Annotated in this window: 13 protein-coding genes; 2 read left to right on the top strand and 11 right to left on the bottom strand. The window is 70.0% G+C overall.

Going from position 1 to position 12,144, the window contains the following annotated elements; translation table 11 throughout:
- Window positions 1-14: 14 nt before the first annotated feature.
- The 4 genes from rpmF to IM777_RS07350 all read right to left on the bottom strand — a co-directional run bounded on the left by rpmF (window position 15) and on the right by IM777_RS07350 (window position 3,562).
- Window positions 15-224: a 50S ribosomal protein L32 gene (rpmF, locus tag IM777_RS07365; RefSeq protein WP_045297913.1), complete on the bottom strand. Its 210-nt coding sequence runs from the start codon at window positions 222-224 to the stop codon at window positions 15-17.
- Window positions 225-263: 39 nt separating this feature from the next.
- Window positions 264-737: a YceD family protein gene (locus tag IM777_RS07360; RefSeq protein WP_194385487.1), complete on the bottom strand. Its 474-nt coding sequence runs from the start codon at window positions 735-737 to the stop codon at window positions 264-266.
- Between the two features lie 119 nt (window positions 738-856).
- Window positions 857-1,354, bottom strand: coding sequence for a pantetheine-phosphate adenylyltransferase (gene coaD / locus IM777_RS07355; protein ID WP_071043171.1), 498 nt, complete (start codon window positions 1,352-1,354; stop codon window positions 857-859).
- Between the two features lie 27 nt (window positions 1,355-1,381).
- Window positions 1,382-3,562: an ATP-dependent DNA helicase RecG gene (locus tag IM777_RS07350; RefSeq protein ID WP_194385108.1), complete on the bottom strand. Its 2,181-nt coding sequence runs from the start codon at window positions 3,560-3,562 to the stop codon at window positions 1,382-1,384.
- Between the two features lie 53 nt (window positions 3,563-3,615).
- Here IM777_RS07350 and IM777_RS07345 point away from each other — a divergent pair, with 53 nt between their 5' ends.
- Window positions 3,616-4,218, top strand: a complete 603-nt coding sequence (locus tag IM777_RS07345) for an RsmD family RNA methyltransferase (protein ID WP_194385107.1) — start codon at window positions 3,616-3,618, stop codon at window positions 4,216-4,218.
- Here IM777_RS07345 and thiL read toward each other — a convergent pair.
- The gene (gene thiL / locus IM777_RS07340; protein WP_194385106.1) at window positions 4,188-5,168 is read right to left on the bottom strand and encodes a thiamine-phosphate kinase; all 981 of its coding nucleotides are present in this window, start codon (window positions 5,166-5,168) and stop codon (window positions 4,188-4,190) included. The genes IM777_RS07345 and thiL overlap by 31 nt on opposite strands.
- Before the next feature lie 52 nt (window positions 5,169-5,220).
- On the opposite strand from thiL, the gene IM777_RS07335 reads away from it, so the two are divergent.
- The gene (locus IM777_RS07335; RefSeq protein WP_228481004.1) at window positions 5,221-5,709 is read left to right on the top strand and encodes a DUF3515 family protein; all 489 of its coding nucleotides are present in this window, start codon (window positions 5,221-5,223) and stop codon (window positions 5,707-5,709) included.
- A 9-nt stretch (window positions 5,710-5,718) separates the two neighbouring features.
- On the opposite strand, the gene IM777_RS07330 is transcribed toward IM777_RS07335, so the two are convergent.
- The 6 genes from IM777_RS07330 to leuC all read right to left on the bottom strand — a co-directional run bounded on the left by IM777_RS07330 (window position 5,719) and on the right by leuC (window position 12,117).
- Entirely contained in the window at window positions 5,719-6,801 is a 1,083-nt protein-coding gene (locus IM777_RS07330) for a D-alanine--D-alanine ligase family protein (protein ID WP_194385105.1), read from the bottom strand.
- Window positions 6,707-7,837, bottom strand: a complete 1,131-nt coding sequence (locus tag IM777_RS07325) for an NAD(P)H-dependent glycerol-3-phosphate dehydrogenase (RefSeq protein ID WP_194385104.1) — start codon at window positions 7,835-7,837, stop codon at window positions 6,707-6,709. The genes IM777_RS07330 and IM777_RS07325 overlap by 95 nt, the downstream gene beginning before the upstream one ends.
- Entirely contained in the window at window positions 7,827-8,543 is a 717-nt protein-coding gene (locus IM777_RS07320) for a lysophospholipid acyltransferase family protein (protein ID WP_194385485.1), read from the bottom strand. The genes IM777_RS07325 and IM777_RS07320 overlap by 11 nt, the downstream gene beginning before the upstream one ends.
- A 52-nt stretch (window positions 8,544-8,595) precedes the next feature.
- Window positions 8,596-9,966 carry a UDP-N-acetylglucosamine 1-carboxyvinyltransferase gene (murA, locus tag IM777_RS07315; RefSeq protein WP_194385103.1) on the bottom strand — a complete coding sequence of 457 codons (1,371 nt, stop codon included), beginning with the start codon at window positions 9,964-9,966 and terminating at the stop codon, window positions 8,596-8,598.
- Between the two features lie 68 nt (window positions 9,967-10,034).
- A complete protein-coding gene (gene leuD / locus IM777_RS07310) occupies window positions 10,035-10,631 on the bottom strand; it encodes a 3-isopropylmalate dehydratase small subunit (RefSeq protein WP_194385102.1) in 597 nt (198 codons plus the stop codon).
- Window position 10,632: 1 nt separating this feature from the next.
- On the bottom strand, window positions 10,633-12,117 hold the full coding sequence (gene leuC / locus IM777_RS07305) for a 3-isopropylmalate dehydratase large subunit (RefSeq protein WP_194385101.1): 1,485 nt from the start codon (window positions 12,115-12,117) through the stop codon (window positions 10,633-10,635).
- Window positions 12,118-12,144 lie beyond the last annotated feature (27 nt).

Below are 12,144 nucleotides of genomic sequence, written 5' to 3'. Positions count from 1 at the left end.
GCCGCGACGGCCGATCAGACGTCGGCGACCTTGCGGCCCTTGTACTCCAGGAACAGCTCCGTGCCCTGCGAGTCGGTGACGACCTTCGCCTGGTGCGGACGGCTGTAGACGGTCTTGCCGTTCTCGACGGTCTTGACGAGCGTGGGGGCCTCGGCCTTCCACTGCGCGCGGCGTGAGCGCGTGTTGGAACGGGAGACCTTCCGCTTCGGGGGGTTACCTGCCATGGCTGACTCTCTTCTGTGTTCTCGGCGACCTGCCCGCCCTCACGGGCGCGAGGTGTCGTCGTGGTCTGTGGTGTAGTCCTGCAGCGCGGCCCAGCGCGGATCGATCGGAGCGGGCTGCTCCTGAACCGTGCGCCCCGTCAGCCTCTCGCCCGTCACGGGGTCGAGCCCGGGACAGTCCGGCTGACACACCGGCTGGAACGGAAGCGACAAGACGATCGCTTCCCTGACCGGAGGTTCAAGATCCACGTGGTCGTCGTGAACCTCGAAGTCAGTTTGTTCCGATCCAGGATACGCGAAAAGCTCCTGAAACTCGACTTCGACCGGTTCCGACACATCGGTGAGGCACCGACCGCAGACGCCTCGGTAGTCGGTGTCGATGTCCGCGGAGACGAGAATGCCCTCGTGAACCGACTCCAGACGCACGTCGACGGTGATCGGCTCACCCTGCGGAACCGAGACGAGGCCCTCGCCCCACTTCTCGGGAGCAGTCACCTCGATCTCGAACTCGCGCATCTCACCCGGGCGGTGGGTGATGTCGCGGACGGGGAGGACGAACGGTCCCTGACTGTGCTTGACCACGGTCGACAATGCTACCCGTGCGAAGCGGGAGGCGGGCCGGTCGGAGCATCCCGTCAGATCCCGCGGGCCCCCGTGTCGAGGAAGCGCGCAACCGGCGCAGGCACGAACGGCGACACGTCGCCGCCGAGAGCCGACACCTGCCGGACCAGGGAGCTCGACACCATGGCGTGGGCGGGGTCGGGCAGCAGGAACACCGTCTCGATCTCGGCGAGGTGCCGGTTCACGATGGCCATGGGGGTCTCGTATGCGACGTCCACCTGTGAGCGGATGCCCTTCACGAGCACGCCCGCTCCGACCTCCACCGCGTAGTCGACGAGCAGACCGACGCTCCAGGCCGCAACGACGACGTCGCCGTCGACGTCGCCCTCGGCGATGGATTCCTCCAGCAGCGACAGGCGCTGCGCGATCGGAAGCATCGCCTCCTTGTCCGGATTGTGCACGACCAGTACGTGCAGCCGGTCGTACAGACCCGCGGCGCGACGGATGACGTCGAGGTGGCCCAGGGTCGGCGGGTCGAAGGATCCCGGGACCACGGCGACACGGCTGCTCATGCAGCCAGCCTAGCGGCGCGGCCGTGCTCAGTTCTTGGCGAGGGCTGCTCGTTCCGCCATCCCCACCCTCCGCGCGAGGGCCGCCTCCAGCGCGGGGTGTCCTTCCAGGGCCGGATCGGCGGCGAGCACCTCCTCGGCCGCGGCGCGCGCGTGGGCGATCATGTCGGCGTCGGTGACGACCCGGAGCAGTCGCAGCGATGTGCGCGCCCCCGACTGCGCGTCACCGAGCACATCTCCCTCGCCCCGCAGCTCGAGGTCCACCTCGGCGAGGGCGAATCCGTCGAGGGTGCGCGCCACCGCATCGACCCGGTCGCGCGCGGGACTGCCTCGCTCGGCCTCCGTCACGAGCAGGCACAGGCCCGGCACGCCGCCGCGGCCGACACGCCCCCGCAGCTGGTGGAGCTGCGACACACCGAATCGATCGGCCTCGAGGATGACCATCGTCGAGGCGTTGGGCACATCGACGCCGACCTCGACGACGGTCGTGGCCACGAGCACGTCGACCTCGCCGCGGGCGAAGGCCTGCATCACGGCGTCCTTGTGCTCGGCGGGCATCTTGCCGTGCAGCGTCTCGACGCGCAGCGCCGCGAAGGCCGGGTGCCCCGCCAGCAGCTCGGCGACCTGCACGACGCCCCACCGCGTGCGCGCCGGGCCCGTGCCCGCCGCAACGGCGTCAGCGACGGGGTCGGCGGCGGGGTCGTCGGCGCCGTCGCGCACGGCTCCTCCGCGGCCGTCGGCGTCGATCGCCGGGCACACGACGAACGCCTGGCGTCCCTGCGACACCTCTTCGGCGATGCGGTCCCACACGCGAGCGAACCAGGCCGGTCGCTCGGCGACCGGGGCCACGTGCGTCTCGATGCCTGCTCGACCGGCCGGCATCGAGCGGATCGTGGAGACGTCGAGGTCGCCGAACACCGTCATCGCGACGGTGCGGGGGATGGGTGTGGCCGTGAGGACCAGCGCGTGCGGGGAGGTTCCCTTCGCCCGCAACGATTCGCGCTGGTCGACTCCGAACCGGTGCTGCTCGTCGACGACGACGAGCCCGAGGTCGGCGAAGGTCGTGCTCTCGCTCAGGAGGGCGTGCGTGCCGACGACGACGAGCGACTGACCCGACGCGACGCGCAGGGCTGCGCGGCGTCGTTCCGCTGCCGAGAGCTGCCCGGTGAGCAGCGTCGGCATGATCCGCGGAGCGAGTTCGGGGCCGAGCATCCTGGTGATCGAGCGAAGATGCTGAGCGGCGAGGACCTCGGTCGGCGCGATGAGGGCGGACTGCCCCCCGCTCTCGGCGACCTGGAGCATCGCTCGGAGCGCCACCAGCGTCTTCCCCGAGCCGACCTCGCCCTGCACGAGACGGTTCATCGGCCAGGCCCCGGCGAGGTCCGCGCCGATGCGCGCACCGACCTCGACCTGATCCTCGGTGAGCTCGAACGGCAGTCGCGCATCGAAGTCGGCCAGCAGCGCGCCCGGTGTCCGGGCGGTCGCCGACATCGCCCGCACGAAGTGACGCTGCTGCAGCAGCGCCGCCTGCAGCACGAAGGCCTCGTGCATGCGGAGCGTCTGTCGGGCTGGTTCGATCTGCTCGTCGAAGTCCGGACGGTGGATGCGTTCGATGGCGGTGCCCAGCGGAAGCAGACGCGCAGCCTCGCGAAGCCTGTCGGGCAGCGGGTCGGGCACGGGGTCGAGCACGTCGAGCGCGTGGTGGACGAGCTTGGTGATCTGCCAGCTCGTCAGCGTGCTCGTCGCCGGATAGATCGGGATCGGAAGCTTCGCCCACGCTTCGGCCGACATGAGAGCGGTGTCGATGTCATCGAAGAGTTCGTAGGCGGGATGCGTCAACTGCACCGACCCGCGGTACTCCCCCACCTTTCCCGAGAAGGTGCCGCGACGCCCCGGCCGGAGGTCCTTCATGCGCCAGGACTGATTGAAGAACGTCAGCGACATCTCGCCGGTGCCGTCGCCGATCACGACCTCGAGGATGCTCCCGCTGCGGTTGCGCATGCGCCGTTCGCCGACGCGGCGCACCTCGGCCACGATGGTGACCGTCTCTCCAACGGGCAGTGTGAGGATGGGCGTCAGCTCGCCCCGACGGGCGTAGCGACGAGGATAGTGGCCGAGCAGATCGCCCACGGTCCTCATCCCGAACGCGCGCTCCAGCGTCTTGGCCGCCGTGCCGACGACACCGTCGAGGCGGGAGTCGAGGGTGGGCATGGCAGAAAGTCTAGGCACCGCCACCGACGCCCCCGGCTTTGTAGGGTGGAGCGGTGACCCGCATCATCGCCGGAGGCGCCGGCTCGATCCCCCTCGAGGTCCCCGACGCCGGCACGCGACCGACTTCGGAGCGCGTGCGCGAATCCGTGATCGGGGCGCTCGAGTCCGCCGGGGCGATCGCCGGATCCGCTGTCCTGGACCTGTACGCCGGCTCCGGGGCGCTCGGCCTGGAATGCCTCTCCCGCGGCGCCACGTCGGCAGACCTCGTCGAGAAGGCACCGAAGGCGGCCGCCGTCGCCACGCGGAACGCCCGACGAGTGGCCAAGGCCATGGACGGCGTGACGGCGCTGGTGCACCGGTCCAGCAGCGACGCGTTCCTCCGCGGCACGTCTCATCGGTTCGACCTCGTGTTCCTCGATCCGCCGTACGACCTCGCCGACGCGGAGCTGACCGAGACCCTCGCGCTCGTGGCCGGAGTGCTCTCCGCCGACGCGGACGTCGTGATAGAGCGCGCCACACGCTCGGGCGAGCCGACCCTTCCGCCGGGACTCCGCTGGCAGCGATCCCGACGCCACGGCGACACGACGATCTGGTGGGCGCGGCCGGAGCCCGCTGGGGAATCGGATCAGCCCCGGCCTGCGTCCCAGTCGGCGTAGGGGTCCCAGCCGCCACGACCTCGCGGAGCCTGCCCGTCGATGAGCACGGCGTCGCCTCCCGCGGGGACCACCCTCCCGACGACGCGGAAGCCCTCCGGACGTGAGGCCTGCGGCGGGAAGGTGGCCAGCAGCGCGTGGTCCTCGCCGCCGGACAGCGCCGATTCCCCGCCGATCGCCGACGAGCGCAGATCGATCGTCACCCCCGAGGCGGACGCGAGGCGTGTCGCGTCCAGCACGAGCCCGTCCGACACGTCCATCATGGCCGTCGCCCCCGCGCGGGCGGCTGCGGGACCGGCCGCGATGGGCGGCACCGGACGGAGCTGACGGGACAGATCGAAACGCTCCGCCGCGTCGAGCACGCTCTCGTCGACAGCGACCGGCGTGCCGTCTCGGTCGCGGAATCGCTGGAACAGCAGCCCGAGGCCGCGCGCAGCAGGGCCGATCTCCCCCGCGACGGCGACGACGTCGCCCGCGTGCGCCCCGCTGCGCCGCACCGGTTCCCGACCCTCGAGGGTGCCGAGCGCGGTGACGGCGATCGTCAGGGTGTCGGACGCGGTGAGGTCGCCGCCTTCCACGCGGCTGCCGGGCGCCAGGGTCTCGCACGCGGCCCGCAGACCGTCGGCGAGGGAGGCGACGGTGTCCATCGACGTGTCGTCGGGCATCGCGAGCGCGACCAGCAGCGCGACGGGGCGTGCACCCATGGCCGCCACGTCGGCCAGGTTCACCGCCGCGGCCTTCCACCCGAGGTCGAAGCCGCTGGACCAGGCCAGACGGAAGTCCGGCCCGTGCACGAGCGTGTCGGTCGTCGCCACGACCCGGTGGTCCGCGAGCGGGAGCACCGCGGCGTCATCCCCCGGGCCCACTTCCGCCGCGGAGGTCCCGAGGTGGTCGAGGATGCGCGCGAGCACCTGCATCTCGCCCAGCTGTCCCACGGTGCGGCTGTCGGTCATGACTCCACGCTATCGGCGGGCGGCTCGCAGGATCGCCGGGTAGCGTGGACGGGTGCTCACCTCCCGTGGTCCGTCGCGCCGCATCGCCAGCGGAACGGTGGGCGTCTCACTCGCTGTCGCCCTCTTGGCCGGCTGCTCGTCGACGGTCGCCCTCGACCCCGCCGCCGACGCCAACGACCCTCTCTGCGCCGACGTGATCGTGCGCCTTCCCGACGCGCTCGACGGTCAGGATCGGCGGTGGACCGACGCCCAGTCGACGGGAGCGTGGGGAGACCCCGCCGCGGTGCTGCTCACGTGCGGGGTCACCCCTCCCGGGCCCACAGAGGCGCAGTGCATCACCATCGGCGGCGTCGACTGGATCGTCGACGATTCGCAGGCCCCGACCTACCTGATCACGAGCTACGGGCGCACGCCGGCGGTGGAGGTCTTCGTCGACAACGAGACGGTCTCCCCCAACGAAGTGCTCGGTTCCCTCGGTCCCCTCGTGGAGCAGCTGCCGGCCGAGAGCTACTGCACGACCACCGACACGCTGCTGCCCTGAGCGGTCGGCTCAGCGCTCGCGCGCGCCGTCGATCAGTTCGGAGATCAGCTCGGTGTAGGTCATGCCGGTCGCGATCCAGCAGGCGGGGAACATCGAGATCGGGGTGAAGCCGGGCATCGTGTTCACCTCGTTGACGAAGAAGTCGGTGCCGGTGAAGAAGAAGTCGACGCGAGCGAGACCCTCGCCGCCCACGGCCTCGAAGGCGCGGGCCGCGACGCGCTGCATCTCGGCCATCTCGCCGTCGCGCAGCTGGGCCGGACACACCAGTTCGACCCCGGGCGCGCCGAGGTACTTGGCCTCGAAATCGTAGAACTCGCGTCCCGTGATCACGATCTCCCCGGGCAGGCTCACGCGCGGCAGACCGCCGTCGCGCCCGGGCAGCACGCCGCACTCGATCTCGCGACCCGTCACGGCTTTCTCCACGAGCACCGTGTCGTCTTCGGCGAAGGCGGTTTCGAACGCGGCGTCCAGGTCAGACAGGTCCGCCACCTTGGTCACCCCGACGCTCGATCCGGCGCGCGCCGGCTTGACGAACACGGGGAGGTCGAGGGCACGCACGCGATGCTCGATCTGCGCGCGGTCTCGGTCGAGATCGGCGCGGGTCACCGTCACCCATGGAACGACGGGCACGCCCGCCGCTTTCAGCACGCTCTTGGTCGTGTGCTTGTCCATGCCGATCGCCGACATCAGCACCCCGGCGCCCGCGTAGGGGATGCCGAGGAGCTCGAGGAACCCCTGCACCGTCCCGTCCTCCCCGAATCGCCCGTGGAGGATCGGCAGCACGACGTCGATTCGGCCGAGCGAACGCTCGCCCGCGGCATCCCGCACCCGCAGTTCACGGGTCTCGGCGGAATCCGGCCAGACGATGCGTGTGCCGTTGTCGACGACCTCGGGCATGCGGCTCGGGTCGAGGGCGAACTTCTCGGGGTCGTCGTCCTCGAGCACGTAGGCGCCGGAACGGGTGATCCCGATCGGGATGACGTCGAAGCGGTCCCGGTCAATCGCGCGGAGGACGCCGCCCGCCGTCGCGGAGCTGATCGAGTGCTCGCTGGAGCGACCTCCAAAGAGCACCGCCACCGCCCGCTTGTCCATTCTGCGTCCTCTCCCCCTGGGGGTCGTCGTCGTCGGTCGTCAGGTGCGGCGCGATCTCGCGCGGGTCCATCGTGCCATCCAGCACGCGCTTGACCTGCTCGACGATGGGCATCTGCACACCGGCCTCACGGGCCAGCTGGAGCACCGGAGCCACCGACGCCAGGCCTTCGGCGGTCTGCTCCATCTGCTTGACCACGTCCTGAAAGCTGTAACCCTGTCCGAGCAGCCGCCCGGCGGTGTTGTTCCGACTCAGGGGCGACTGGCAGGTGGCGATCAGGTCGCCGAGGCCTGCCAGGCCCTGGAGGGTCTCGGGCTGCGCGCCCTGCGCGACCGCGAAGTCGGTCATCTCGACCAGACCGCGGGTGATGATCGACGCCTTGGTGTTCTCGCCGTATCCCACGCCGTCGACGATCCCGATCGCGACCGCGATGAGATTCTTCAGCACGCCACCGAACTCGGTTCCGATGACATCGGTGTTCACGAAACTTCGGAAGTACCGATTCCTGGCACGGCGCGCGACGGCGTCGGCGGTGTCCTGGCTGAGCGAGGAGATCACCGCGGCCGTCGGCTGCTCGCGGGCGATCTCGAGAGCGAGGTTCGGTCCCGACGCCACGGCGATCCGCGCCGGATCGCACACCAGCTCCTGCTCGATGACCTGACTCATCCGCAGGCCGCTGCGCCGCTCGACGCCCTTCATGAGCGACACGATCGGAACATCGGTCGCCGCCACGAGCGGACGCAGAGCCTTGAGGTTCTGCCGAGCCGACTGGCTCGGGATCGACAGATAGATCTGTTCGGCTCCCTCGACCGCCTCCGACAGGTGGGCGGTCGCGCTCATCTCGCGGGGAAGGTTGATGCCGGCGAGGTACTGGCTGTTCCGCTTGGCTTCGTCGATCTCGTGGGCGAGCTCCGGGCGACGAGCCCACATGGTCACGTGCGCGCCGCCGTCGGCGAGGATCTTGCCGAAGGTCGTTCCCCAGCTCCCGGCGCCGATGACCGCCACGCGCGGCAAGGTCGCCTCGTGCTTACGACTCAAGGCGTCCGGTCTCCTTCTGCCCGTGGGCACTCGGGTCCCACCGCTCGGCGGGTGCGGGCTCGTCGCGGAGGGTCGCCAGCAGGCGGGAGATCTCGCCCATCACCACGTCGGTCGCGGGGATGAGGGCGGCCGCCTGCCCGTCGCGCGCGGCGTAGGCCGTCAGATCGACGGGATCGCCGACGACCACCCGGACCCGACGGCGCAGCGGCCAGAGCTTGAGCTTCCCGTAGCGCGGCAGGATCTGCTGAGTCCCCCACTGCGCCACGGGGATGACGGGGATGCCGCCGGCCAGGGCCAGCCGCACCGCTCCGGTCTTGCCGCGCATCGGCCACAGGTCGGGGTCGCGGGTGAGGGATCCCTCCGGGTAGACGATCACGCCGCGGCCGTTGGCGACGATCTCGGTGGACGCCTCGAGAGTCGCACGCGACGATGACGCGGAGGCGGAGCGTGCGACCGGCACCATGCCCGTCGTCCGCAGAGCCCAGCCGAGCACCGGCACGCGGAACAGGCTCTCCTTCGCGAGAAAGCGCGGTGCGCGGCCCATGCGCCACGTCGCGACGGCGACGATGATCGGATCGAACTCGCTGTTGTGATTCGGCGCCAGCACGTAAGCACCCTCGCGCGGAAGCTTGTGACCGTCGATGACCTCGATCTTGGCGAGGAGTCCGGTCAGCGGCACGATGATCGCGGCGAGCGGCCAGAACATGCTGGGGCGCGTCTTCTCCGTCGAGGCGCGCGGGCGAGGCGACGTCACCGGGTCATCCGATGATGTCGAATTCGGCGCCCAGGGCGTCGAGCTTTGCGAACAGCTTCTCGTAGCCGCGGCGCAGGATGTCGACGTTCCGCACGATCGACTCGCCCTCGGCGGCGAGCGCGGCGATGAGGTAGCTGTACCCTCCGCGGAGGTCGGGCACGACGACATCCGCCCCGCGCAGCGGCGTGGGTCCGTTGATGACGGCCGCCTGCTCCAGCGCGCGACGCGGCACGCGGCGCTCCGGGGTGTCCAGGCCGTCGGGGTGCACGACGATGTCGGCGCCCATCTGGTTGAGGGCGGCGGTGAATCCGAGACGGTTCTCGTACACCGTCTCGTGCACGATCGAGCGTCCGTCCGCCTGGGTGAGCGCGACGATCAGCGGCTGCTGCCAGTCGGTCATGAAGCCGGGGTGCACGTCGGTCTCGACCATGACGGGTTTCAGCGATCCGTCTCGCCGGAAGAGGATGCCGTCCTCGTGGACGTCGAACCAGCCCCCGGCCTTGCGGAAGACGTTGAGGAAGGTGAGCATCTCCTGCTGCTTGGCGCCGTCGACGAAGATCTCGCCGTCGGTGGCCAGCGCCGCGCAGGCCCACGAAGCAGCCTCGTTGCGATCGAAGATGCAGCGGTGGTCGTAGCCGCGCAGCGAATCGACGCCCTCGATGAGGATCACACGGTTCGGCTCGTACGAGATGATCGCGCCCATCTTCTGCAGCACCGCGATCAGGTCCATGATCTCGGGCTCGATGGCGGCGTTGCGCAGCTCCGTCGTGCCCTTCGCGCGCACGGCGGTCAGCAGGACCTGCTCGGTGGCGCCGACGCTCGGGTAGGGAAGCTCGATCGACGCACCGTGGAGGCCGTCGGGTGCCGTGATGCGGATGCCCTCGTAGCTCTTGTCGACAACCGCGCCGAACGCTCGCAGCGCGTCCATGTGGAAGTTGATCGGGCGATCTCCGATGCGGCATCCGCCCAGGTCGGGGATCAGGGCCTCGCCCAGCAGGTGCAGCAGCGGACCGCAGAACAGGATCGGGATGCGGGAGGCACCCGCGTGCGCGTCGATCTCCTCGAAGTGGGCCGCCACAGCGCCTCGCGGGTCGAAGGTGTAACTGCCGGGCTCCGGCCCCTCCGCCACGGTCACGCCGTGCACTTCGAGGAGGGACCGGACCACCTGCACGTCGCTGATGTCGGGAACATCGCGAAGAACGCTCGTCGTCTCGCCGAGCAGCGAGGCCACCATCGCCTTCGTGGCGAGGTTCTTCGCACCCTTCACCTCGACGCGGCCGCGCAGCGGCCGACCGCCCGTGATCCGCAGGGTTTCTCCGGTCATCTGCTTCTCTCCTGACGTGGGCTCGGCCGAGTCGTCGAGAAGTGTCTTCATCCGGTGAACCTCATTCGCGTGTTCGAGGGGCGCTTGTCGCCGACCCTTCCGGTGGGAAGGGTCCGGGCTCAACGGACGGGTGTCGTCCGTGGCCGCCACGCCTCGCGGCGAGCCTCGAATTCTGCGATCTTGTGTTCGTTCCGCAGGGTGAGCCCGATGTCATCGAGCCCCTCGAGAAGCCGCCACCTAGTGTAATCGTCGATCTCGAATCGAGCTTCGAGGTTGCCGAGTACGGCGGTTCGCGCTTCGAGGTCGACAGTCATCTCGGCTCCGGGCTCGGCCGCCATCGCGTCCCAGAAGGCCTCGAGCTCGGTGTCGGTGATCACCCCGGTCACCAGTCCCTGCTTGCCGGAGTTGCCCCGGAAGATGTCCGCGAACTTGGTGCTGAGCACGACCTTGAAGCCGTAGTCGCGCAGCGCCCAGACCGCGTGCTCACGGCTGGACCCGGTTCCGAAATCGGGCCCGGCGACGAGGATCGACGCGGATGCATACGCGGGCTGGTTGAGGACGAAGTCGGGTTCCTGACGCCAGTTCGCGAACAGCGCATCGTCGAAGCCGGTCTTCGTCACCCGCTTGAGGTAGACGGCCGGGATGATCTGGTCGGTGTCGACCGCGGAACGGCGCAGCGGGGCGGCGACGCCGGTGTGGGTGGTGAACTTCTCCATGTCAGGCCCCCGCTCCGCTCGTCGCCGGCACAGCCTGCTCGACGGGTTCGAGATCCGAGGGGCTGGACAGCGTGCCGCGCACCGCCGTCGCGGCCGCGACCAGGGGCGAGACGAGGTGGGTGCGGCCGCCCTTGCCCTGTCGCCCCTCGAAATTGCGGTTGCTCGTCGACGCGCAGCGCTCCCCCGGGCTCAGCTGGTCGGGATTCATGCCGAGGCACATCGAGCAGCCGGCGAACCGCCACTCGGCACCGAAGGCCGTGATGATCTTGTCGAGTCCCTCGGCCTCGGCCTCCAGCCTCACGCGCGCGGAGCCGGGAACGACCATCACCCGGACACCGGGTGCCTTCGTGCGCCCATCGATGATCGACGCGAACTCGCGCAGGTCTTCGATGCGGCTGTTCGTGCACGATCCCATGAAGACCGCGTCGACGGGGATGTCCTTCATCGGCGTCCCCGCCTGGAGATCCATGTACTCGAGGGCGCGCTCGGCCGCGACGCGCGCGTTCGCGTCCGCGAAATCGTCGGGCGAGGGGACGCGATCACTCAGCGACACCCCCTGCCCGGGGTTCGTGCCCCACGTGACGAACGGCTCGAGTTCGGCGGCGTCGAGGAACACCTCGGCGTCGTACACGGCCCCCTCGTCCGAGGGCAGAGTGCGCCAGTACGCGACCGCGTCATCCCAGTCCTGTCCGGTCGGCGCGTGATCGCGACCCTCGAGGTAGGCGAAGGTCGTCTCATCCGGGGCGACCATGCCGGCGCGGGCACCCGCCTCGATCGACATGTTGCACATCGTCATGCGGCCCTCCATCGACAGGCCGCGGATCGCGCTGCCGCGGTACTCGAGCACGTAGCCCTGGCCGCCGTTGGTGCCGATCTTCGCGATAACGGCGAGGATGATGTCCTTCGCCGTCACGCCGGGGCGGAGCTCGCCCTCGACGGTCACCGCCATGGTCTTGAACGGCTTCAACGGCAAGGTCTGCGTCGCGAGCACGTGCTCGACCTCGCTCGTGCCGATGCCGAAGGCCATCGCCCCGAACGCTCCATGGGTCGAGGTGTGGGAGTCACCGCACACGACGGTGATGCCCGGCATCGTGAGTCCGAGCTGCGGGCCGACGACGTGGACGATGCCCTGCTCCATGTCACCCAGCGAATGCAGACGCACGCCGAACTCCTCGGCGTTGCGGCGCAGGGTCTCGATCTGGGTGCGACTGGTGACGTCGGCGATGGGCTTGTGGATCTCCAGCGTCGGCGTGTTGTGGTCCTCGGTGGCGATCGTGTGCTCGAGACGCCGCACCGGGCGATTCTCGGCGCGCAGACCGTCGAACGCCTGCGGGCTGGTGACCTCGTGCACCAGGTGCAGGTCGATGTAGATCAGGTCGGGCTGGCCGCCCTCGCCCTTGACGACGAGGTGGTCGTCCCACACCTTCTCGGCGAGGGTGCGGGGGCGGTCGGGAATGACGGATGCGTCGGGAATGGGTGTGCTCATTGCGCTCTCCTCGGGATGGGGGATCAA

The organism is Microbacterium luteum (genome assembly GCF_015277875.1).
Lineage (GTDB): Bacteria > Actinomycetota > Actinomycetes > Actinomycetales > Microbacteriaceae > Microbacterium > Microbacterium luteum.
The sequence above is the reverse complement of the archived record's forward strand: the minus strand, read 5'-3'. Positions and strand labels throughout refer to the sequence as shown.